Annotated in this window: 19 protein-coding genes; 4 read left to right on the top strand and 15 right to left on the bottom strand. The window is 71.7% G+C overall.

Annotated features, from left to right (window positions below; genetic code table 11):
• Positions 1-258: 258 nt before the first annotated feature.
• Positions 259-1,143, top strand: coding sequence for a DUF4231 domain-containing protein (locus tag OG285_RS29160; protein WP_356829791.1), 885 nt, complete (start codon positions 259-261; stop codon positions 1,141-1,143).
• A gap of 71 nt (positions 1,144-1,214) precedes the next feature.
• On the opposite strand, the gene OG285_RS29155 is transcribed toward OG285_RS29160, so the two are convergent.
• The 8 genes from OG285_RS29155 to OG285_RS29120 form a co-directional block, all read right to left on the bottom strand.
• Entirely contained in the window at positions 1,215-1,694 is a 480-nt protein-coding gene (locus tag OG285_RS29155) for a hypothetical protein (protein WP_356829793.1), read from the bottom strand.
• 138 nt (positions 1,695-1,832) lie between these two features.
• A complete protein-coding gene (locus OG285_RS29150) occupies positions 1,833-2,732 on the bottom strand; it encodes a S1 family peptidase (protein WP_356829795.1) in 900 nt (299 codons plus the stop codon).
• A gap of 181 nt (positions 2,733-2,913) precedes the next feature.
• Positions 2,914-3,738: a DUF1684 domain-containing protein gene (locus tag OG285_RS29145; protein ID WP_371792659.1), complete on the bottom strand. Its 825-nt coding sequence runs from the start codon at positions 3,736-3,738 to the stop codon at positions 2,914-2,916.
• Between the two features lie 4 nt (positions 3,739-3,742).
• Positions 3,743-5,044: an NtaA/DmoA family FMN-dependent monooxygenase gene (locus OG285_RS29140; RefSeq protein WP_356829799.1), complete on the bottom strand. Its 1,302-nt coding sequence runs from the start codon at positions 5,042-5,044 to the stop codon at positions 3,743-3,745.
• Complete coding sequence (locus OG285_RS29135; RefSeq protein WP_371792658.1) at positions 5,041-6,126, bottom strand: LLM class flavin-dependent oxidoreductase; 1,086 nt, start codon at positions 6,124-6,126, stop codon at positions 5,041-5,043. The genes OG285_RS29140 and OG285_RS29135 overlap by 4 nt, the downstream gene beginning before the upstream one ends.
• A 14-nt stretch (positions 6,127-6,140) precedes the next feature.
• Positions 6,141-6,893: an amino acid ABC transporter ATP-binding protein gene (locus OG285_RS29130; protein ID WP_371793646.1), complete on the bottom strand. Its 753-nt coding sequence runs from the start codon at positions 6,891-6,893 to the stop codon at positions 6,141-6,143.
• A gap of 173 nt (positions 6,894-7,066) precedes the next feature.
• Positions 7,067-8,833, bottom strand: coding sequence for an FAD/NAD(P)-binding protein (locus OG285_RS29125; RefSeq protein ID WP_371792657.1), 1,767 nt, complete (start codon positions 8,831-8,833; stop codon positions 7,067-7,069).
• Positions 8,830-9,681: an amino acid ABC transporter permease gene (locus OG285_RS29120; protein WP_356829805.1), complete on the bottom strand. Its 852-nt coding sequence runs from the start codon at positions 9,679-9,681 to the stop codon at positions 8,830-8,832. The genes OG285_RS29125 and OG285_RS29120 overlap by 4 nt, the downstream gene beginning before the upstream one ends.
• Positions 9,682-10,236: 555 nt before the next feature.
• Here OG285_RS29120 and OG285_RS29115 point away from each other — a divergent pair.
• Positions 10,237-11,181 (top strand): ABC transporter substrate-binding protein, encoded by a 945-nt coding sequence (locus OG285_RS29115; protein WP_356829807.1) that lies wholly within the window; start codon positions 10,237-10,239, stop codon positions 11,179-11,181.
• 13 nt (positions 11,182-11,194) lie between these two features.
• Here the strand turns inward: OG285_RS29115 and OG285_RS29110 are convergent, their stop codons facing one another.
• Complete coding sequence (locus tag OG285_RS29110) at positions 11,195-12,382, bottom strand: DUF5685 family protein (protein ID WP_371792656.1); 1,188 nt, start codon at positions 12,380-12,382, stop codon at positions 11,195-11,197.
• Between the two features lie 296 nt (positions 12,383-12,678).
• Here OG285_RS29110 and OG285_RS29105 point away from each other — a divergent pair, with 296 nt between their 5' ends.
• Entirely contained in the window at positions 12,679-13,128 is a 450-nt protein-coding gene (locus tag OG285_RS29105; RefSeq protein ID WP_356829811.1) for a cell division protein SepF, read from the top strand.
• Positions 13,129-13,218: 90 nt separating this feature from the next.
• On the opposite strand, the gene OG285_RS29100 is transcribed toward OG285_RS29105, so the two are convergent.
• Both OG285_RS29100 and OG285_RS29095 read right to left on the bottom strand, forming a co-directional pair.
• Entirely contained in the window at positions 13,219-14,409 is a 1,191-nt protein-coding gene (locus OG285_RS29100) for an acyl-CoA dehydrogenase family protein (protein WP_371792655.1), read from the bottom strand.
• Positions 14,410-14,488: 79 nt separating this feature from the next.
• Positions 14,489-16,189 carry an MFS transporter gene (locus OG285_RS29095; RefSeq protein ID WP_371792654.1) on the bottom strand — a complete coding sequence of 567 codons (1,701 nt, stop codon included), beginning with the start codon at positions 16,187-16,189 and terminating at the stop codon, positions 14,489-14,491.
• A 430-nt stretch (positions 16,190-16,619) separates the two neighbouring features.
• Here OG285_RS29095 and OG285_RS29090 point away from each other — a divergent pair, with 430 nt between their 5' ends.
• A complete protein-coding gene (locus tag OG285_RS29090; RefSeq protein WP_356836806.1) occupies positions 16,620-17,654 on the top strand; it encodes a phosphatase PAP2 family protein in 1,035 nt (344 codons plus the stop codon).
• A 121-nt stretch (positions 17,655-17,775) separates the two neighbouring features.
• Here OG285_RS29090 and OG285_RS29085 read toward each other — a convergent pair whose 3' ends face one another.
• From OG285_RS29085 to OG285_RS29070, 4 genes are all read right to left on the bottom strand, one after another.
• Positions 17,776-17,991, bottom strand: a complete 216-nt coding sequence (locus tag OG285_RS29085) for an I78 family peptidase inhibitor (RefSeq protein ID WP_356836808.1) — start codon at positions 17,989-17,991, stop codon at positions 17,776-17,778.
• 329 nt (positions 17,992-18,320) lie between these two features.
• The gene (locus tag OG285_RS29080; RefSeq protein ID WP_371792653.1) at positions 18,321-19,145 is read right to left on the bottom strand and encodes a transferase; all 825 of its coding nucleotides are present in this window, start codon (positions 19,143-19,145) and stop codon (positions 18,321-18,323) included.
• Entirely contained in the window at positions 19,142-20,425 is a 1,284-nt protein-coding gene (locus tag OG285_RS29075; protein ID WP_356836812.1) for a glycosyltransferase family 4 protein, read from the bottom strand. The genes OG285_RS29080 and OG285_RS29075 overlap by 4 nt, the downstream gene beginning before the upstream one ends.
• Before the next feature lie 128 nt (positions 20,426-20,553).
• The gene (locus tag OG285_RS29070) at positions 20,554-21,129 is read right to left on the bottom strand and encodes a transglycosylase family protein (protein WP_356836814.1); all 576 of its coding nucleotides are present in this window, start codon (positions 21,127-21,129) and stop codon (positions 20,554-20,556) included.
• Positions 21,130-21,307: the final 178 nt, after the last annotated feature.

The raw sequence follows: 21,307 nt of genomic DNA, 5'->3' as shown, positions 1-21,307 counted from the left end.
GTGAGGCCGTCCTTGAGGGATGTTTTCTGGACATGGGCAGGAATGCCGATACTTGCACCGTTGCAGTGTCGGCGGGTCGACTTTACTCTCAACCAGACTGATGGCAACTGAGCGCGACCGGACGCAACAAGAACGTCGCACAGAGTGTGCTCCAGAATTCCGGAACACACCATTCCATCTAAAGAGTGAAGACTGAAGTCGCAGACGGGGGTTCATGTGACGGTGTTTCCCGCTCCGGGGCGGAACCCGGAACGCAGCATGGTCTTCCGGAATGCCGATCTGCCCGAGCTGTTCCACCACGCCGACGCCCACGCCATCGCCAGACAGGGCGAGGCCGTGGGCTCCACCCGGGCCCAGCTGGTGCTCCTGGTGGTGGGCGCCGCGACGGCGTCACTGCCCTGGCGGGCGGAGCTCGGGGGCGGCTTCCAGGCCATCGGCGTACTGAGCACACTGGCCTACGCCGGGGTGCTGCTGCTGACCTTCAGCACCTCCCGCCGCAAGGCGAAGGCGGAGTGGCAACTCAACCGCTCCGCAGCGGACTTCATCAAGTCCATGTGCTGGCGCTACGCGGTCCACGGCGCGCCCTTCGACGTCGGTTCGGCCGAAGTCGACGCGCTGTTCACCAGCCGCGTCGGGGAGCAGCTGGAGGAGCTGCGCACGGTGGGCTGGGACCAGGAGCCGCCGGGAGCGGATCTGATAACTCCTCAGATGCGTGCCCTGCGGGCCAAGTCGTTCGAGGTCCGCAAGGAGACCTATGTACGGGACCGGCTGATCGAGCAGCGCAACTGGTACCGGCGCAAGCAGGAAGTGTCCCGCGGTGCCACCCTCCTGTGGTCCAGCGCCTTCGCGCTGCTCACCCTGGTCGCCCTGGTCTTCGGAGTGCTGCGCGCCCTCTCCCTCTCCGAGAACACCGAGGTCGCCGCGGTGGTCTCGGCCGCCGCCGCGTCCGGGGTGGCCTGGAGCGAATTCCGCCGGCACCAGCCGCTGATCTCGGCGCACGCACTGGTGGAGGAGAAGCTCAAGGCGCTGCATCTGGAGATGGAGAGCCCCCTCACCGAGAAGCAGTGGTCGGCCGCGGTCTACGAGACCGAGCGGGTCGTCTCACCGCAGTACACCGACTGGCTTGCCCGGCACGGTAGTTGACACTGCGTCACACCCGGGTTGCCGCACTGCCCGGGGTCTCCGGCCGTACGGAGGCGCCGCGGCGATCGTTTTCAGTCACGTTTCACGCCCTCGCGCCAGATGACCGTCACCGGCTTGCCCGCCTCCCGGGCGTAGCTGACGATGTCGCCCGTACCGCCCGGACCGCGGGCCGGCAGGCCGTCCCAGACGGCCACCAGGCGGTCGCAGTTGTCGGCGATATAGGCGCCGGCCGCGTAGTAGGCCTCGTCCGTGGCGTGCGGGAAGTCCATCCGGACCTCCTGGGCCGCCCGGCTTCTCAGCCGGTGGTAGCCGGCCAGCTCGCCCGGGTCGCAGAAGCCCAGTTCGTAGTCGCCGCTGGGGATGACCGCGGTCAGCTCGGCGCCGCATTCGAGCGCGATGCAGGCGAAGAGCTGGTCGGCGCCCGCGGCCAGGCTGGAGAGGACCTCCAGGGGCCCCGCGTGGCCGCCGAGCAGCGTGCGCAGCGCCTCCCGCACATGGGCGACGGCGTCGGGCGGAATACTGCGGTGCCCGGTCACTCCGATGCGCTCCATACGCCCCCGCCTTCCGTGAGCTCCCCGCTCCCCCTGACATCCTCTCAAAAGTACGCAAGAGCCCCCGCCCGGAATCCCGGACGGGGGCTCTTGCGCTGCTGCGTCAGCGGGGGCGGCGGCAACCGCCCGGGAGGCCGGTCAGTAGACGCTGACCCCGTAGGCGCTCAGTGCCTCGGTGACGGGCTGGAAGAAGGTCGTACCGCCCGATGTGCAGTCACCGCTGCCGCCGGAGGTGAGACCCAGGGCCGTGGAGCCCGAGTAGAGCGGGCCGCCGCTGTCACCGGGTTCGGCGCAGACCGTTGTCTGGACGAGTCCGGAGACGACGTCCCCGCCGCCGTAGTTGACGGTGGCGTTCAGCGCGGTGACCTTGCCGCTGTGGGTACCGCTGGTGGAGCCGGTCCTGGTCACGGTCTGGCCCACGGTGGGGTTGGCCGCACTGGTGATGTCCTGGCTGCCGACGGTGCCGTCGTGCGGCACCGCGGTGTTGGTGTACTTGACGATGCCGTAGTCATTGCCCGGGAAGCTGGTACCGGCCGTCGGGCCGATGCTCGTGGTGTCGGAGGAGTTGGTGTACCAGGCGGGAGAACCCTCGGTGCAGTGCCCTGCGGTGAGGAAGTAATAGGTGGAGCCACTGCGTACGTTGAAGCCGACGGAGCACCGCCACTGCGAGGTGTAGATGGCGTCACCGCCCTTGAGGAGCTTGTTGAAGGTGCCGGCGGTGCGCTCGACGCGTATCGCGCCCGCGTTGGCCCCGGTCCGCTGCTGGATCCGGCTGATCTCCGCCGATGAGACCGAGCTGTCCGCGGTGACGACCAGGTGGCCGGTCGCCTTGTCGACGTACCAGGCGGTGCCCGCCACGTTCGCGCTCTGCACGGCGTTGCTCGCGGCGGTCAGCTGCTGGGGGCTGTACGCCGTGGCCTGGTCGGCGTGGGCGGTGGGGACCGTGAGTGCGGCCGCGACCAGCAGGCCGGACGCCACGGCGATCAGCCGGCCGCGTCTCGCGGGGCCGCTGTGGGGGGTGGTGCGCTTGATCCTCATATCAGTTCCTCCGGAAGAGAATCCGCGGGTCCTTCGGTGGGGGACCCATGAGGCGCAGGCCGGGACGCGGCGGATCGATTCCGCCGTGTCCCTGACAAACGCGCTGCCGGGAGTACAGCGCGACCCGGCCGTCCGGCGCAAGAGCGCCTTTCGGCCGGGCCCCGCCGTCGCGTGCCCCGGGTCAGCGGGTGAGCGCGGTGCGTTCGCCCGCCGCGACCGCGACCGGGAGGGTGTTGCCCGGCGGCGGGAAGGGGCAGATGAAGTGCTCGGCGAAGGCGCAGGGCGGCAGCAGCGTGCGGTTGAAGTCCACGCTCACCGTCCCGTCGGCGGCCGGTGCGGACGGCCGCAGGAAGCGGAACCGGTAGCTGCTCGTCCCGCTGGTGACGTCGGCGAACACCGCCCAGAGCGAGCCGTCCTCCTCCTCGGCGACCTGGAGGGTGTGCTCGTCGCCCGCCAGGTGGAAGGCGAGTTCACCGGAGAGTCCGAGACCGCGGTCGCGGCCGTCGGCGTTGGGGACCTGGACGGTGCGGCTCGCACCGTACGGCCGGTAGAGGCCCGGGAGCACCCACTCGGCGTCGTACGGCGTGGCCTCGATACCCGCGAAGGCCCGCCGGTTCGCGGAGTCCGGGTCCCAGACGCGGACCGCCCACAGCCCTTCCCTGCGCACCACGACCAGACGCCGCCCGCCCTGCGCGATGCGGGCCTGCGCGGGCGGGGCGTGGTCGGCGGTGAGCGCGGCCCGGCCGGTGAACGGCTTCCCGTCGAGGGAGAGCCCGTCCTCACCGGTGGCCGTCAGCACCACCTCGTCACCGGCCGCCTCCCAGTGCCCCGCGACGCCCGGGATCCGTCCTTCCGGCGCATCGTCGAGCCAGTGGGTGCCGGTGAGGGCCAGCGGGCCGTAGGGCGCGGAGACGGTGGCCGTGCGCTGCTCGTGCCACGCCTTCCAGCTGTCCGGCCCGGAGGCCGCTTCCTCGGTGTCGCCGGTACTGCCCGTTCCTTCTGTCATGTGATCAACCCTTCCATACCGGCTCGGCGAGACCGAGGTGGGAGCGGAGCGTCGGCCCGGTGTACTCGGTACGGAACACCCCGCGCTCCTGGAGCAGCGGCACGACCCGGTCGACGAAGTCGTCGAGGCCGCCCGGGGTGAGGTGCGGGACGAGGATGAACCCGTCGGCCGCGTCGGTCCGGACGAACTCGTGCAGTTCGGACGCCACCGCCTCCGGGGTGCCGATGAAGGACTGGCGGCCGGTGGTCTCGATGACCGTCTGCCGGATGGACAGCCCCTTCTCCTGCGAGAGCGCCCGCCACTTCGCGGCGACGGCGAGCGGATCGGCCACCCGGACGCGCCCCTGGACGAAATCGGAGCCGACATCGGGGTCGGTCTCCGGCAGCGGCCCGTCCGGATCGTACGAGGAGAGGTCCCGGCCCCAGATCTGCTCCAGGGCGAGGATCGCGTTCTGCGGGGACACCTGCTGCTCACGGATGACCGCCGCCCGTTCCGCCGCGTCGGCCGCGGTGTCACCGAGGACGTAGCTGACACCCGGCATGATCTTCAGCTCCGACGGCTCGCGTCCGTACTTCGCCAGCCGCCGCTTGGTGTCGGCGTAGAACGCGCGGCCCGCCTCCAGGGTGCCGTGCCGGGTGAAGATCACGTCGGCGGAGGAGGCGGCGAACTCGCGGCCCTCGTCCGAGTCACCGGCCTGGATGACGACGGGATGGCCCTGCGGGGAGCGCGGGACGGTGAACTCACCCGCGATGTCGAAGTGCGGGCCCGTGTGGGCGAAGGGCCGCGGGCTGCCGTCGGGGCTCCAGGAGTCCCACAGCTCACGCGCCGTCGCGACGAACTCGGCGGCGCGGGTGTAGCGGTCGGCCCGGTCGAGATAGCCGCCGCGCCGGAAGTTCTCGCCGGTGAAGGCGTCGGACGAGGTGACCACGTTCCAGGCGGCCCGGCCGCCGCTGAGGTGGTCGAGGGTGGCGAGCCTGCGGGCGAGTTCGTACGGCTCGTTGAAGGTGGCGTTCACGGTCGCGGCCAGTCCGAGCCGGTCGGTGACGGCTGCCAGCGCGTTGAGCAGGGTGATCGACTCGGGTCGGCCGACCACGTCCAGATCGTGGATCCGCCCCTGGTACTCACGCAGCCGCAGCCCCTCGGCGAGGAAGAAAAAGTCGAACCTGCCGCGCTCGGCCGTCCGGGCGAGATGCTCGAAGGAGGAGAACTCGATCTGGCTCCGCGAGCGCGGATCGGTCCAGACGGTGGTGCTGTTGACGCCCGGGAAGTGGGCGGCGAGATGGATCTGCTTCTGCTGTCCGGTCATGGCCGTCCCCCGGCGGTCGCGTCCTTCGTGAGCGGCGGGCCCGGGCGGTGCGGCTGCGGGTGCGCTGCCCGCGGCGGGCTGCCGGGGGCCCGGGGGCTCCGCGCGTACCGGCCCGCGGGACGGGCGAGGCCCAGGTGCTCGCGGAGCGTCGCGCCCGGATAGAAGCGGCGCAGCAGGCAGTGGTGCTGGAGCAGCGGGACCGTACCGTCGACGATCAGCGGGAGGTCGCGCTCCACATCGGTGGGCCGCAGGTGGAAGCCGTCGGCCGCGTCCTGCGCGTACCAGTCGGCGATGAGGCGGGCGAGGCCCACCGCGTCGGCGCTGGTGTGCAGTTCGACCGGGAGCGAGACCAGGACCCGCAACTGGTCGGGGCTGCGGCCGTGGGCGGCCGCCCGGTTCCTGATCTCCTCCCTGAACGTACGGGCGGTGAGCGGGTCGTCGGCCCGGACGAGCACCACATCGGCATGCCGGACGGCCGCCTCACGGGCCGCCGCGCCTGTTCCGTCGACGACCGTGACGGGGTGGCCCTGGGGCGGTCTGGGCACGATGGAGGGCCCCCGGACGGAGAACGTACGGCCGGTGAAGTCGGTGTAGTGCAGTCGGTCCCGGTCGATGAAGCGGCCGGTGGCCACATGGCGGATCTCCGCGTCGTCCTCCCAGCTGTCCCACAGCCTGGCTGCCACGTCGGCGACTTCGCCCGCCTCGTGCCAGAGGTCGTCGCCGGGCGCGGCGTCACGGCGTCCGAAGAGGGCGGCCTCGGCTGCGGTGTCCGACACCGCGGCGCTCCAGCCGGCCCGGCCCCGGCTGACCCAGTCCAGGGTGGCGACGGCCGACGAGACGTGGAACGGCTCGGTGTGGGTGGTGGTCACGGCCGGTACGAGACCGATCCGTCCGGTCCCGGGCGCCACCCGGGCGAGCACGGCCAGCGCGTCGGGTCCCGGCCGGGCGAAGGAGTCGCCGAGAGTGACGAAGTCGAGGGTGCCGCGCTCGGCGAGGAGCGCGAGGGCGGTGTAGTACCCGGCGTCGTAATGCGGCCGGCCGCCGATCTCGGCGGCGAGGTGGAGGGGTCGGGGCACTGGCATGGTCAGGAGTCCTTTCACAGGACCTTGGAGAGGAAGGCGCGGGTCCGCTCGTGCCCGGGGTGGTCGAGTACGGCGGCGGGCGGGCCCTGCTCCACGATCCGGCCGCCGTCCATGAAGACCACCGTGTCGGCGGCCTCCCGGGCGAAGCCGATCTCATGGGTGACGACGATCATCGTGGTGCCCTGTGCGGCCAAGTCCTTGATGACGTCGAGGACTTCACCGACGAGCTCGGGGTCGAGGGCCGATGTGGGCTCGTCGAAGAGGAGCAGGCTGGGCTCCAGCGCGAGCGCTCGGGCGATGGCCACCCGCTGCTGCTGTCCGCCGGAGAGCCTGCCCGGGTAGGCGGACGCCTTGTCGGCGAGGCCGACGCGGGCCAGCAGTTCCACCGCCGCCGCCTCCGCCTCCTTACGTGGCCTTCCGAGGGCCGCCACGGGGGCTTCGGTGATGTTCTCGAGGACGGTCAGGTGCGGGAAGAGGTGGAAGTTCTGGAAGACGAAGCCGATCCGGGTGCGCTGCTTGAGCACCTCGCGCTCGGGCAGTTCGTAGAGGCGGCCGCCGGAGCGGCGGTAGCCGATCAGGGCGCCGTCCACGCTGATCCAGCCGCGGTCCACCTTCTCCAGGTGGTTGATGGTCCGCAGCAGGGTCGACTTCCCCGAACCGGACGGGCCGAGGACGACGGTGACCTCACCGGTGCGGACCGTCAGGTCGATACCGCGCAGCACTTCGAGAGCGCCGAAGCTCTTGTGCACGGCCCGGATCTCGACCATGTTGGGGGCCGGGTCCGGTGCGGTGGTCAGGGCTTCCTCCGCCGGGCCGGCGTCGGCAGGGGCCGATTCCGCCTGGACCGTTTCCGTGGAGGCCGTCTCCGTGGAGGCCGTCTCCGTGGAGGCCGTCTCCGTCAGGCTGTTCTCCGTCAGGCTGTTCTTCGTCAGGCTCGCTGTCATCGTGCGGACTCCTTGAGCAGGGTGAGGGCGGCGCGCGCGGTGGCGTCGTTCTGCCGGAAGGCGGGGGCGTTCGTGTGCGGCCTGGCGAAGGCGCCGGACGAGCGGGCCGTGGTGTGCGGGCCGAGGGCGAAGCGCCGCGGATGCGGCCCCGTGCCGCGCTCCACGACCCGCCCGTCGACCGGGTCCACGACCAGCAGCCCCGCCGCGCTGGACCGCGCCCCGTCCTCGTACAGCGCGTTCAGCAGGGTGCTGCGGGTGCGCGCCGGCGAGGGCGCGGGCAGCCTCGCCTCGACCAGCGCGCGGGCCTCGACTCGCTCCCCCGGCACGCTCGCGCCGCCCGCGCTGAACACACCGCGGCTCTCGTCTGCTTCGACGGTGATGCCCGCTCCGAGGAACCGCACCACACCGGCGCGGGACAGGGCGAGGAGCTGGCGCAGCCGCGGCCCCGGCGGGCCCGACGCCAGATAGCTGAAGAATCCGTGCCAGCGGGCGCCGCCCTCACCGGTGTCGCCGAAGCGGGTCAACTGCCCGTACACGGAGAGCAGTCCGAGGAAGACCGCCAGGTCCGGGCTGTACACCGGGTCGTGGCGACGGGCGAGGTCGGCCTCGATGTAGTCGCGCAGGCTCTCCTGGAGCGCTTCGGACGAGTCGTGCCGTACGCCGTCCAGCGGCCGGTCCAGCGCCGCGGTGTCGAAGCGGTCGGCGGGGTCGGGGACGGCGTCCTCGGCCAGCGCGGCCAGCTCCGGCCCGGTGGCGGCCGCCGCGTACTTCTCCTCGAAGACCGGCCAGTCGACGGTGGTGCGCCCGGGATACCCGGTGAAGAGCCGGTGGTAGTGGGCGTATCCGAGCTCCCGGTCGATGAGCGGCCGCAGGTCGCGGTCGAAGTCGACCGGGCCGGGCCTGGCGAGCAGCTCGTCCACCTGCGCGGGGCCGAAGAAGCGCGGCAGCGGCGGGCGTTCGCCCGTCCAGGTGTAGCCGATCTTGGAGTGGTACGGCACTCCGCGCCGCGATCCGACGTACAGGACCGGCTCCCGGCCGGAGGGCAGGTACTCCCCCCGCGCGTCGTACCGGCCGCCGCGCCCCTCGGTGAGGAGCACCATCAGGTCGATGAAGGCGAGGCCGAAGCCGCGCACGACGACCGGTTCACCGGCGCCGAGCACCGACAGGTCGCTGTCCGCGGTGAAGGCGGGCGGGAGGTGCACGAGCCCGTGCCGCCGGGCGAACCGGGCCAGCTCCCGCTGCTCCTCGTCGGGGTCGGCGTCGAGGTGGCCGACGGTCAGCACCACCAGATCGGCGACGACCGGCTCGGCCTCCCCTTCCAGCCACACCTGCTGGCGGCCGTCGGCCGGCCCGCTGATCCGCACCGCGCGCGTCCGGTGTTCGCGCACCGCGGAGCCCGGCGGCAGCGCGGCCACGGCCTCCTCGTACACCCAGCGCAGATAGCCGCTCTGCGCCTGCCGGCTGGGGAAGGACTGCGGGTCGGCCCCCGACCACTCGGCGAAGTCGGGGCCCGGGCGTACGGGTCCTTCCAGGGGCTGCGCGGACGCGTCGGTGAACATGGTGACGTCGGCCGCCATGGAGTTCATCCACAGCAGCGGCGACTGGTCCTGCCGCCATATCCGCCCGCCGCCGGGCGGGTACGGGTCGATCAGATGGATGTCGAGCGGCTGGTTCCCGTACAGCGAAGGGGCGTTGGCGGCGAGCCGCTCCAGGAAGCCGGTGCCGCGCGGACCGGCCCCGACCACCGCCACGGACGCCCTCACCGGGCACCGCGCGCGTAGTACCGCTCGATGTAGTGCTGGCCCGCGCTGAGCACCGAGGTGACGAGCGCGTACCAGATGGTGGCGACCAGCAGCAGCGGGATGACCTGGTACGTGCGGTGGTAGACGAGTTGCACGGAGTAGAGCAGGTCCTGGACGGCGATGACGGAGACGATCGAGGTGCCCTTGAGCGTGCCGATGAGCATGTTCCCGGCGGGCGGCACGATCGACCGCATGGCCTGCGGCAGTACGATCCGCCGCAGCCTGCGCCCGCGGCTGAGCCCCAGCGACTCGGCCGCCTCCAGCTGACCACGTCCGACGGAGAGGATGCCGCCGCGTACGACCTCGGCCGCGTACGCCGCCTCGTGCAGGGTCAGCCCGATGATGGCCACGGTGACCGGGCCGAGGAGGTTGACGGTCCTGACCCCCAGGATCTGCGGATACAGCGCTCCGATGTTGAACCAGAAAAGAAGCTGCACCAGGATCGGGGTCGACCTGAAGAGCCAGATGTATCCCCAGCCGACCGCGCGCAGTACGGGGTTGGCGGACAGCCGCATCACGGCGAGCACGGTGCCGAGCGCGAACCCGAGCACCATGACGGCGGCGGTGAGCCAGAGGGTCAGGCCGAGTCCGCGCAGTACGGCGGTGGTGGCGAAGTAGTCACCGACGACGCCCCACTGGAAGGCGTCGTTGCGGACGACGGAGGTGAGGGCGCCGGCCAGCAGCACCAGCACCGCGGCGGCCGCCGCCCACTGGCCGGTGCGGCGGACCGGCACGATGCGCGGCAGCGGTCCGTCGTCCGCGGGCGGTGCCTGGGAGAGCTGAGGAAGGGTGTCTGACGACGCGGACATGAGAAGGCTCCGTGGATGCAGAGATCGAACACGGTGATGCCTTCACGCGGTGCAGCGGTGGACCGAGCCCCTCAGCACGGTCCACCGCTGAGATTACGGCGCTGGTTCTGTGCCCTGTCAAGGGTGTCCACACTGTGGGCGTTACGTCTTACGGCAGTTGACGGGGAAACGGATGCCTGTTCCACTTGGGCCATGCATCCGCAGCAGTGGCTGGTCACACGCTCCCACATCGACTTCGGTCGAGTGTGGTCCTCTTCCTGTTGAGCTGACCCCGCACTTCCTCGCTGCGCGCATCTCCGCGTATCGCCCCCGCTTCGCCCCAGTGCCCTTCCGGGGCCGCTGTCACACGATCTCGTCCCGCGCCCGCACCGCGGCGTCGTGCTGACCCCTCACGCCTTCACCCGCGCAGCACCTTTCCCACCCCTCCCCTCGCTGTCCGTCTTTCCCTGTGGCCCCTTCCGCCGCTCCCTCCTGCTCTGCCGCGCTCGTGATGCGCGGACGCGGACCAGGACCGGAACGGCGGTCGTGCCGTGCGCATCTGGAGAATCCGACGTCATGAGCAAGACCCGAAGAGGCGCTGCCTCAGTCCTGATCACCGCTGCCGCTCTGGCCCTGACGGCCTGCGGTTCGGGCGACCCGGCGACCACCGGCGGCGGCTCGAAATCCGTGGCGAAGTCCGCCGCGCTCCCGACCCGGGACGTGGTGTCGGACATCCACCCCGACCGGGCGGCCGTCGCGCTGCTCCCCGCCGCCGTGCGGAAACAGGGCACGCTCACCCTGGCGACCGCCGTCGGCGGGGCCCCGCCCGGTACCAGTTACCTGCCCGATGGCAAGACCATGGTGGGCCAGGACATCGACTTCGCGGACGCCGCCGCGAGGACGCTGGGCCTGAAGCTGAAACGCGAGGCCGCCGGTTTCGAGACGATCCTGCCCGCGCTCGACAGCGGCAAATTCGACCTGGGCGTGGGTAATTTCGGGGTGACCGACGAGCGCCGCAAGGTGATCGACTTCGTCACCTACATCAATGACGGCCAGGGCTTCGCCGTACGCAAGGACAGCAAGCTGGGAAAGGTGACCGACCTGACGCAGCTGTGCGGCCTGAACGTGGCGACCGGTGCCGGAACCACGTTCGAGGCGACGCTCGACGCGGCGAAGAAGCGGTGCGCCGCGGCGGGGAAGAAGGATTACCAGGTCCAGACGTACGCGGACACCGCCGCGCTCTGGGGCTCGCTCCAGCAGGGCCGCAGCGATGTGGTGATGTCGACGATCAACGGCCTGCGCTTCGCCGTCGAACAGCAGCCGGGGCTGAAGTTCCTCAACGAGTTCCACCGCCTCGATGTGGGATTCGCCTTCAAGAAGGGGACCCCGCTGGCCCCCGCCTTCCAGGCCGCGGTGGATCAGCTGATCAAGGACGGTACGTACCGGCGCATCCTGAAGAAGTGGGGCACCGTGCCGTCCGGGATCAAGGAGTCGCGGATCTCACCGCCCGAGATCAAGTAGCGGCTGTCGGGGATCAGCAGCCGTCGCAGGGACAACAGCAGTCACAGCCGTCACAGCCGCAATCGCAGCCACCACAGTCGCCGCAATCACAGCCGTCGCAGTTGTTGCAGCAGCCCTCACGCTTGCGGCCCGACCACGGGCCCTCGAACTCGGAGGAGCAGCAGACCCGGCAGGTGCAGCAGAGCCCGGCGGCGACGGCGCACCCCGCCAGGAAGCCCCTCTTGGGCCGGCCCTGGTGACCGTGACCGCCGTGGCCGTCGGACCTGCCCTGACCGTCGTGTTCCGGCGCATCGGGGTCGAACCCCGGCGGCGGCGGGCCGAACGGACCGGGCGTCCGGTGGGCGCAGCGCCCGCCGAACGCACGGTCCACGGAGCGCCCGAGTTCGTGGGCGAGCAGCACGTGCGCCAGCCGGTCGTCCGCGAATTCGGCGTCCCGCAGCGCGAGACGTATCCCGTGCAGGGCGTCGTCGCACAGCCTGCGGGCCTCGTCGAGTGAGGTGCCGGTCGCGGCCAGCGGGTTCCAGGCACCCGACGCGGCGTCAGCTTCCCTGTCCTCCACGGCGTCCAGCAGATGGGCCAGCCTTCCGAAGAGGCGGCCGGCCCCGGCCAGCGGCGGCGCGTTCCGCGGTCGTCCGGCGAGCACGGCGGTGTGCGCGAAGGCCGCGGCGGTGGCGGTCTCGGTCGGTTCGGTGACGGTGAGCAGGGGTGTGCCGGGTCCGGCGAGCGCCTCGATCCCGGTCTGCCGGTCGACGGCGTCGACCAGGAGCGCGGTGTCGAACCCGAGCTCGGCGCCGGTCCGCGCACCGGCACGGTCCCAGCGGGCGGCGACGCGGCGGGCGGCAGCGGCGACCGGCCTGCGCGCCAGGAGCCCGTCGCGGTCGGCGACATGGTCCCGCATCTTCGCCGAGGCCAGCACCAGGGAGACGGCGGCCGCGAGCCGGGCGCCCTCGCCCCGCGCGACGGGCGCGGTGCGCATCCCGCGCAGGGGACAGGGCCCCGCGGTGCGCCGCCGCCCGGTGGAGCGCTCCGTCTGAGCCTCCGTCAGCACGGAGACGATCAGGCCGTCGTAGTTGGTGGCGACTCTCGCGAACTGGCCGTGATCGCCGCGCAGCGCCAGGCAGAGCCCGCACAGATGTGCCGTCCACTCCACCCTGAGCCCCTCGGAGAGCCGGTGCGTGCAGGGCCTGACGATTCCGAACACGGCGCTCCCCCGAGCCTCGTTCACCGGTGCCGGACGGTGTGTGACGGCGCCTCCGGCATCGTAGCGAGCGGCCCTTTCACCCGTACGACCCCACCGTCACCCATACGGCTGGAGACTTACTATTTTCATTCTGTCAGTAGTCATACGTAGGAAGAATCCTGACGAACCGCCACAACTTCTGCACCAGTACCGTCACGAATCCCCTGCGCGCCGACTATCCACTTGGCGCACGATCCACATCATGGACGACGATAGGGGTGCGGAACGCAGAAGGACCGCGGCGAAAGGAGGCGTCCATGGGATCGGTACGCAAGGCGAGTGCCTGGCTGGGGCTCGTCGAGGACAACGACGACGACCGCTACTACGACGACGATTACACGGAGGGCGCCGAGTCTCCGGCCCCGGCCGAGGCATGGGTGACCGACCCCAGGGTCAGGGTCGCCTCCGAAGCGGCTCAGGCGACGAGCCGCCGGATCGCGACGATCACGCCCGACAGCTTCCGGGACGCCCGCAGCATCGGCGAGATGTTCCGGGACGGTGTCCCCGTGATCGTCAACCTCACGTCCATGGAGCCCGCCGACGCCAAGCGCGTGGTGGACTTCGCCGCCGGGCTGATCTTCGGGCTGCGCGGCTCGATCGACCGCGTGGCCAACCGGGTCTTCCTGCTGACCCCGTCCGACACGAAGATCGTGAGCGGGGAGGCCGCGGGCCGGTCCACCGAGGGCGGCTTCTTCAACCAGAGCTGAGCCGGGCCGGGAGCCGGCGGTGCTCCGGGGGCGCCCCCGGAGCACGGAACGACCGGGGCCCGGCGCGGCCGGCGGGCAGCCGGGCGGGGCCTACCGGAACGCGTCGAGGCCGGTGAGCGCCTTGCCCAGCACCAGCTGGTGCATCTCGACGGTGCCCTCGTAGGTCAGCACGGACTCCAGATTGGTCGCGTGCCGCATCACCGGGTACTCCAGCGAGATCCCGTTGGCGCCCAGGATCGTCCGCGAGGTGCGGCAGATCTCGATCGCCTCCCGCACGTTGTTGAGCTTCCCGAAGCTGACCTGTTCCGGCCGGAGCCTCCCGGCGTCCATCCGGCGCCCGATGTGGTGGGCGAGCAGGATGCCCTTGTGCAGTTCGACCGCCATGTCGGCGAGCTTGGCCTGGGTGAGCTGGAAGCCGCCGATCGGCCTGCCGAACTGCTCGCGCGTCCTGGAGTAGTCGAGTGCGGCCTCGAAACTGGCGCGGGCGGCGCCCATCGCGCCCCAGACGATCCCGTACCGGGCGTGGCTCAGACAGCTCAGCGGGCCCTTGAGCCCGGTGACTCCGGGCAGCACCGCGTCGGCCGGGAGCCGGACCTCGTCGAGGACGAGCTCGCTGGTGACCGAGGCGCGCAGCGACCACTTGTGCTTGATCTCGGGGGCGGAGAACCCGGCCGTGTCCGTGGGGACGACGAAACCGCGTACCCCGTCGTCCGTCTGTGCCCAGACCACGGCGACGCCCGCCACCGAGCCATTGGTGATCCACATCTTGCGGCCGGTCAGTACCCAGTCGCTGCCGCTCCGCTTCGCGTACGTCCGCATCCCTGCCGGGTCCGAGCCGTGGTCGGGCTCGGTGAGCCCGAAGCAGCCGATGACCTCACCGGCCGCCATGCCGGGCAGCCACCGCTGCTTCTGCTCCTCGGAGCCGAAGCGGTGGATCGCGTACATCGCGAGCGACCCCTGTACGGAGACCAGCGAGCGGATGCCGGAGTCGGCGGCCTCCAGCTCCAGGCAGGCGAGGCCGTACTGGACGGCGGTGGCGCCCGCGCAGCCGTACCCCTGCAGGGACATGCCCAGCGCGCCGAGGGAGCCCAGCTCGCGGGCCAGCTCACGGATGCCGGGCAGCTCGCCCTTCTCGTACCACTCCCCGATGTGCGGCAGGACCCGGTCGGCGGCCCAGGCGCGGACGGTGCCGCGGATCGCGAGATCCTCGTCGCCGAGCAGGTCGTCCAGGCCGATGGGGTCGGCGGGGTCGAAGGGCGGCAGCTTGGACGGTGCGGACATGGGGGGTGCCTCCGGCGGCTCGCGCGGACAACGGATAAAACTAGCAGTGTTAGTTACGGAGCGCCGCCGACGTTACGGCTCAGCGTCCCGCTCGTCCAGACCCGGCCGTGTCGGCCGACACCGGGCGCGCCATGGCGGGTGCGGGCGCCCGCGGCAGGGCCTCGCGGGCCCGTCCGTCCGACGGCTGCCCGACCACCGCACGGCCCCCTTCCGCCTGTTCCACCCGCTCCCCGGGCTGGGCCGCGCACTCCATCACCCGGGGCAGCCGCAGCGCGGCCGCCGCGCCGAGCAGCAGCAGTCCGGCACTGACCAGCAGGGTGACGTGCAGCCCGTGGACGAAGGCGTCACGGGCGGCGCTGCGCAGCGCCGTCCCGGCGGGGCCGCCGAGCCGGCCGGCCACCTGGTACGCCTCCCCCAGCGAGTTGGCGGCCTGGTGGCTCGCCGCCGCCGGGACCCCGGGCACCGAACGGAGCGACGGCCCGTAGGCCGCGTTCATGACACTGCCGAGCAGCGCTATGCCCATACCGGCGCCCAGCTGGTACGAGGTCTCGCCGACCGCCGCCGCACCGCCCGCCCGGTCGGCGGGCGCCTCGCTGAGCATCGACTCGTACGCCCCGAAGAGCGTGGCCTGGAGTCCGAAGCCGAGCAGCACGAAGGCGACGGTCAGCAGCACCGGATCGTCGTGGGATCCCATCCTGACCAGGCAGAGCACGGCGACGGCGGTCAGCACGAAGCCGGAGCCGACCATCAGGCGCGGCCCGACACGGCGCAGCACGGAGGAGCCCATCGCCCCGGCGGTGATGGCCGCGAAGGTGAGCGGGAGCAGCCGCAGGCCGGTCGCCAGCGGGCTGAGGCCGAGCACCAGCTGGAGGTACTGGACGGCGATCAGCTCCAGGCCGACCAGAGCCAGCATGGCCACGACGATGCAGCCGACCGCCGTGGTGAAGGTGGGCCGGGAGAACATCCGGATGTCGATGAGCGGGTGCTTCCGGTTCCGCTGGCGCCGGACGAAGAGCACCAGCAGCACGGCGCCCACCACCAGCGGCACGAGCGTCGCGGCGCCGAGGGCGCCTTCGCCGCCGCCGATGCGCTTCACCCCGAAGACCACACCGAGTACCCCGGCGGCCGCCATCAGCGCGCCGAGCACGTCCCACGGGCCGTCCGCGCTGCCCCGTGACTCGGGCAGGACCCAGCAGGCGAGCGGCAGCAGCACGGCCATCAGTGGGAGGTTGATCAGGAAGACGGAGCCCCACCAGAAGTGCTCCACCAGGAATCCGCCGAGGACCGGGCCGATGGCGGCGCCGACGGCGGCCACCGCGGTCCAGGCCCCGATGGCGACGGCGCGTTCACGGCGGTCGGGGAAGACGGCCCGCAGGACCGACAGGGTCGCCGGCATGATCATGGCGCCGCCGACTCCGAGCAGGGCGCGGGCCCCGATCAGGAGCTCGGGGGTGGCCGCGAAGGCCGCGACGGCCGAGGCCACGCCGAACAGCGCGTAACCGATCAGCAGGACACGGCGGCGGCCCACCCGGTCGCCGAGCGTGCCGAAGAGGATCAGCAGTGCGGCGCAGACCAGCGGATAGGCGTCGACGATCCAGAGCAGCTGGATCGCGCCGGGGCGCAGGTCCTCGGTGAGCGCGGGGACCGCGACGTGCAGGACGGTCGCGTCGAGCGCGACCAGCAGCAGGCTGACGCACAGGACGACGAGCACGACCCAGCGGTTGGCACCGGCTGCGACGGCGGCGCCGGAGCGCCTGCCGGTCGTGGACGTCCCTGACATGCGCGTACCTCCCACAACAGTGTGCCCCTCGCGGTCGGCGGGCCTGCGGGGGACGCACGCCCTCCGGGGCCCGGCTTCGACGGGCGAGTGAGCCGTCAGCGTACGCGAGACCTCGCGCCTGTCACGTGGCCCATCTCACCTCCCGGGGCACCGGTCCGGGCCGCACCGCACCCGCTCAAACGATCTTGTGAGGGGGGCGGTGCGGCAGCGGCGGCCGGGAGGAAATACCGAGTGCGCACCCGTAAAAGTCTTTACCAGAGGACCGATAACACGAGCGTAAGGACCTTCTTGCATATAACGAGACCCCCGAACCGCTATTCGACATTCCGTCGGAATAAACAAGCAGCTGAGACATAGTCCACATCACATCGTCATCACAAAGAGACCGGATCGGCCAGGCTTGTCACTCACTCGCTGTAACGTCGATTGAGTGCGTATCGACCGAATCTTTACCCGCCTGGACCGGGAGCCGGAACCGCCGAAGCTAGAGATCCCGCGGATGAGCCGGACCCGGATCGCCCTGCTCGGCGCGACGCTGGCCTTCTACCTGGCCATCGTCGTCGCCGTGCTGTCCACGTCCTGGCTCGTGGAGCTGGACTGGAAGGTCATGCTCTTCCGGCCGTACCAGCAGTGGCCGCAGCTGCATGCCTTCCTCGACTACTTCGTGGTGCTCGGCCAGCGCGGACCCACCGCGGTGATGGTCGCGGCCTGGCTCGGCTGGCGCTCCTGGCGGCAGCACACCGTCAGACCCCTGCTGACGCTCGGCGCGGCCCTGCTGCTGCTGAACATCACGGTGGGCGCGGTCAAGCTCGGCCTCGGCCGCCTGGGCCCGCACTACGCGACCCAGATCGGTTCGGCCGAGCTCTTCGCCGGCGGCGATATATTTCCTTCGGGGCACACCGCCAACGCGGTCGTGACCTGGGGAATCCTGGCCTATCTGGCCACCACCCCGCTGGCCAGGCGCTGGCTCTCGGTGGGCTCGGCCGCGCTGGCCCTGGGCGTCGGCGCCACCACGGTCTACCTCGGTACGCACTGGCTGAGCGATGTGCTGCTCGGCTGGGCCGCCGGGCTGCTGGTCCTGCTGGGCCTCCCCTGGTTCGAGCCGCTGATCGGCCGCGCGGAGACCGCGGTCTTCGCGGTGCGTGAGAAGCTGCGCGCCGCCCGCCGCAGGCCCGCCGCACCCGCACCGATACCGGTCGACGTGCAGCCCGTGCTCTTCCCGCACGGCCACCCGCGGGCCGAAGGCTCCGACGACGGGGAGAGCCAGCCGCTGGAGCCGGCGGGCATCGCGGGACGCTCCGCAGGTACGCCCAGGAGCAGCACACACCCCACCTCGCTCCAGCGCGCGCACGGTCCGCGCTCGGAGCGCACACCGGCCACCCCGGCCGGCAGCCGCCGGCCCCCGCACGCCGACCGCACCCCGCGCACCGGGCAGACACGGCCGGTCCCGGGCGGCTCCACCTGACGGCGTAGAGCGGTACGCACAGACTCCCCAGCACGTACGAAGGCCCCGGCCCGGGATCACTCCCGGGCCGGGGCCTCCGTACGTGCTGACGCGGGTTCCGGCGCGCCGGCGGCCACCGGGATCAGCCCGGCCAGCAGCGGACGACCTTCCCCCCGTCGACCTCGAAGTTGAGCCGGCCCGACTGGAACTCCATGGTGATGACCGTGCCCGTGGGCAGCGCTCTCACGGTGGACCAGCCGCGTTCCCTGGCCAGCTGCCCGGCATGCTCCTCATCGAGGCCCACATAGCTGTCGGGGGCGTCGTCGGGCTGTACGGGAGGGGTCGGAATGGGTGCCATGACACCCACCGTAGGCCCCGGGCCGAGGTGGACGAAAGCCGGATTCCCCGGTGTCCGGACCACGCCGGCATCCGCGTGCTGTCACGCTTCTGTCACAGCACCAAGACACCTGTTCGGCCGTGGTCCGTCACCCGAAGGGGTGCTCCGTCCATGTCGAATCATCATTGCGCACAAGGGGAACCGCGGGGTAATTACGGTCCCCGAATTTCGCGGGAACCGGGCCGCACACGGGTGCTGAATTTCCGGTGAATAGAGCGGACGAAAAATAGCAGGAACGCGGTTGATTCACGAATTCCATACAGAATCCGCACTACCGCGATGGCCGCTCCTCAGCCCTTCGGCGGGTCCAGCCGCACGCTGAGGTCGTTGTCCACCGTGTAGTACGGCGTGGCCGTGGCGGCCCTCCCCGCACCGTCGCCGCAGGGTGATCCGGGGTAGACGAAGACGGATTTCCGGTCGGCGAGGTCGTCCAGGATGCGGCTGATCCGGACGCCCGGTCCGCCCGCTTCCGCGCCCTCAGGCAGCAGCCAGAGGTCCCAGAGCCCGGTCCCCTCGCCTGCGCCCCCGGCCAGCGGCCCGTAGGGCAGCGTGCAGCTGAACGTGGCGTCCCCGCCGGGTCGCACGGCCTCCCGGTGCACCTGTCCCGGAGTACCGCGCAGCCGCGCCTCGACCACCGCGTCCGGGCCGAGCTCCGCCCCGTACAGCTGTCCCCGTACGGTCAGCGCACCCGCCCGCACGGTGAGTTCACCGGCCTCCACGTGCGGTGAACGGGACCAGCTGCGCACGGCGAGCGTCCCGTCGGCCGTACGGTACGGGACGCGGGCGACCACCGTCGTGGCCGCGGGCTCCGGTACGCGGCCGATCAGCTTCCGCAGGTCCCGCAGGCCAGGTGCGACTCGCTGCTCACCGGCCGGGCCGCCCTCGGTGAAGACGTCCCAGCGCCCCTCACCGAGCTCGGCGGCGGTGTCCAGGACCGCGGCCGGCCGGCCGTCCGGCGATTCCGTGAACGCCAGCCGGACCCGGTCGCCGGACTTGCGCCGCTTCAGTACCAGCCCGGTCGGGCCGGCCTCCGCGGCGGCGAAACCGAGGGTTCCGTCGCCGTCGGCCGTGCAGTCGACGGCGTACGGCAGCCGGTCCTCGCTGGTCCCTGTCATGCGGCCCTCCTCCTTCGCACCGCACCGGAGATCCGGTGCCGCAGTCCGTACGCCCTGCTCCCGGCCGTCCCACGGGCGCGCAGCATCCCTTCGCCCAGCGCGCCGCGGGACGCTCCGCCGCCGTGCCCGGCGGCCAGTTCGGTGAAGAGCGCCTCGTGCCGTGCCGCGACCGGCGCCGGGTCGAAGCGCGCGGAGCTGTCACGCGCGGCCTTTCCCATCGCGCGGCGCAGGTCGTCGTCCTCGATGAGTTCGAGCAGGGCCGAGGCGATGGCCTTGGTGTCTCCCACGGGCACCAGCCGCCCGTCGACGCCGTCGCTGATGATTTCGCGCGGACCGTGCGGGCAGTCGGTGGAGACGACCGGCAGGCCCGAGCGCATCGCCTCGACCACCGACATACCGAAGGATTCCAGACGCGAGGTGACGGCGGCCACCGAGCCCTTGACCCACTCGGCCTCGATGGGGTTGGCCGGTCCCATCAGGAACACGTGGTTGTACAGACCCAGTTCGTCCACCAGGGCCCGCAGGGCGCTCTTCTCGTTGCCACTGGCGTCGCCGCTCCCGTAGATCCGCAGCCGCCAGTCCGGGCGGACCTCCACCACCTGCCCGAAGGCCCGTACCAGCAGGTCGAAGCGCTTTGTCTCGGTCAGCCGGCCGGCTGCCACGACCCACTTCGCAGTGGAGTCGGAGACCGGGAGGCGTGGCGCGGGAACGCTGTTGGGGATGGCTTCGATCCGCAGACCGGGAAGGGCCAGCCGGGTGCGGTACGCGTGTGCGTCCGCCTCGGAGACCGTGGTGACCGCGTCCAGCAGGCCGTAGCGGTACCCGATCTCGCGGCGCAGCAGGGCGTTGTGGCTGTCGAGCGTCAGGTGCTCCTGACCGACCCGGACCGGTCCGCGCCGCGCCTGGCGGGCGATCTGCACATTGAGCCCCGGCCGGGTCCCGACGATCACATCGGTCTCCAGGGACTTCAGATACCCGGCGATCCGGGTGTCCGTGAGCCGGCTGTACTGGCGATGGCGGTGATCGCCGCGGGGGAAGACGGTGGCCGGCCTGGCGTGGAGCGGATCGTCCCCCGCGTAGTCCGCGCCGCCCTTGCGCATATCGAGGAGATGGCTCATCCGTACGCCGTCGGGAGCCCCCATCGTCGGCCGGTCGAGGTGCCGGAAGACGGAGACGATCTCCACGTCGTGCTGCTCGGCCAGCGTTCCGGCCAGCGTGAAGGTAGTACGGATCGTGCCGCCGATGCCATAGGCGTTGTGGAGCATGAATGTGATGTGCATGTCGCCGTCTTGTCCCCCGCGTTCGCCGCCCTGTTCCGGGACCGCGGCACCCCGGCGCCCCCGGTGTCCCGGATCTCCCCCCGTGGACTGCCGTGCGAAGGGACTCTACTCGGCGCCCGCCGGTCCGCTCAGGCCGAGCCCCGGACCGTGGCCGGCACGGTCAGCCGGGTACCGGTGGCGAGCCGGTCGGGGTGCGCGCCGACGGATCGGGCGTTGGTCCGGTAGAGCGCGGGCCAGCCGCCCTTGACCCGGTAGCGCCGGGCGATGGAGCTGAGGGTCTCGCCGGACGTCACGATGTGGACCCGCCCGGCGGGGCCGTCGAAGCCGTACCGCTTGGAGCAGACCGGCCAGGCCTGCCAGCCCTGGGTGGCGAGGATCCGCTCCGCGACGGTGATCTGCTGCTCCCGGGTGGCCAGATCGGCCCGCGGGGCGTACGCGAGGCCGCCGTTCTCGACCCAGGTGGACTGGAGGATCTGCAGCCCGCCGTAGAAGGAGTTGCCGGTGTCGGCGTCCCAGTGACCGCCGCTCTCGCACTCGGCGATGCACCCCCAGGGCCGCTGGTCACCGGTGCAGGCCAGCGGCTCGGAACCCGGGACCCCGGCGGGGGCCGGGGCGACGCGTGACGGCACGGCCTGCGCACCGGACGGCGCCACGGCGATCAGCAGGGCCAGCAGGGCGGCGGGCCACACACGAGGGGTAGGCATCGGGCCACGCTAAGCAGAACGGATCAGATGATGATCGTGCCGCGCGGCGGGCGGAGGCCGCCCCACCCGGTCGGCGGACCGCGTCCCCTCCCCGGGGCACCCCCGCGGATCCCGCTTCCCGGCGACCCCGACGTCCCCAGGCCCTCGCGCTCTCCCCATTTCCGTCCGCCGTTACGCG

It is taken from the genome of Streptomyces sp. NBC_01471, assembly GCF_041438865.1.
Lineage (GTDB): Bacteria > Actinomycetota > Actinomycetes > Streptomycetales > Streptomycetaceae > Streptomyces.
Note: the sequence above shows the minus strand (reverse complement) of the source record. Positions and strands in the feature narration are given on the sequence as shown.

Excerpts from the sequence above, each read along its gene's own strand:
- OG285_RS29160 (WP_356829791.1), top strand. The coding sequence starts at position 259 with ATGGTCTTCCGGAATGCCGATCTGCCCGAGCTGTTCCACCACGCCGAC.
- OG285_RS29155 (WP_356829793.1), bottom strand. The coding sequence starts at position 1,694 with ATGGAGCGCATCGGAGTGACCGGGCACCGCAGTATTCCGCCCGACGCC.
- OG285_RS29150 (WP_356829795.1), bottom strand. The coding sequence starts at position 2,732 with ATGAGGATCAAGCGCACCACCCCCCACAGCGGCCCCGCGAGACGCGGC.
- OG285_RS29145 (WP_371792659.1), bottom strand. The coding sequence starts at position 3,738 with ATGACAGAAGGAACGGGCAGTACCGGCGACACCGAGGAAGCGGCCTCC.
- OG285_RS29140 (WP_356829799.1), bottom strand. The coding sequence starts at position 5,044 with ATGACCGGACAGCAGAAGCAGATCCATCTCGCCGCCCACTTCCCGGGC.
- OG285_RS29135 (WP_371792658.1), bottom strand. The coding sequence starts at position 6,126 with ATGCCAGTGCCCCGACCCCTCCACCTCGCCGCCGAGATCGGCGGCCGG.
- OG285_RS29130 (WP_371793646.1), bottom strand. The coding sequence starts at position 6,893 with ATGGTCGAGATCCGGGCCGTGCACAAGAGCTTCGGCGCTCTCGAAGTG.
- OG285_RS29120 (WP_356829805.1), bottom strand. The coding sequence starts at position 9,681 with ATGTCCGCGTCGTCAGACACCCTTCCTCAGCTCTCCCAGGCACCGCCC.
- OG285_RS29115 (WP_356829807.1), top strand. The coding sequence starts at position 10,237 with ATGAGCAAGACCCGAAGAGGCGCTGCCTCAGTCCTGATCACCGCTGCC.
- OG285_RS29105 (WP_356829811.1), top strand. The coding sequence starts at position 12,679 with ATGGGATCGGTACGCAAGGCGAGTGCCTGGCTGGGGCTCGTCGAGGAC.
- OG285_RS29100 (WP_371792655.1), bottom strand. The coding sequence starts at position 14,409 with ATGTCCGCACCGTCCAAGCTGCCGCCCTTCGACCCCGCCGACCCCATC.
- OG285_RS29095 (WP_371792654.1), bottom strand. The coding sequence starts at position 16,189 with ATGTCAGGGACGTCCACGACCGGCAGGCGCTCCGGCGCCGCCGTCGCA.
- OG285_RS29085 (WP_356836808.1), bottom strand. The coding sequence starts at position 17,991 with ATGGCACCCATTCCGACCCCTCCCGTACAGCCCGACGACGCCCCCGAC.
- OG285_RS29080 (WP_371792653.1), bottom strand. The coding sequence starts at position 19,145 with ATGACAGGGACCAGCGAGGACCGGCTGCCGTACGCCGTCGACTGCACG.
- OG285_RS29075 (WP_356836812.1), bottom strand. The coding sequence starts at position 20,425 with ATGCACATCACATTCATGCTCCACAACGCCTATGGCATCGGCGGCACG.
- OG285_RS29070 (WP_356836814.1), bottom strand. The coding sequence starts at position 21,129 with ATGCCTACCCCTCGTGTGTGGCCCGCCGCCCTGCTGGCCCTGCTGATC.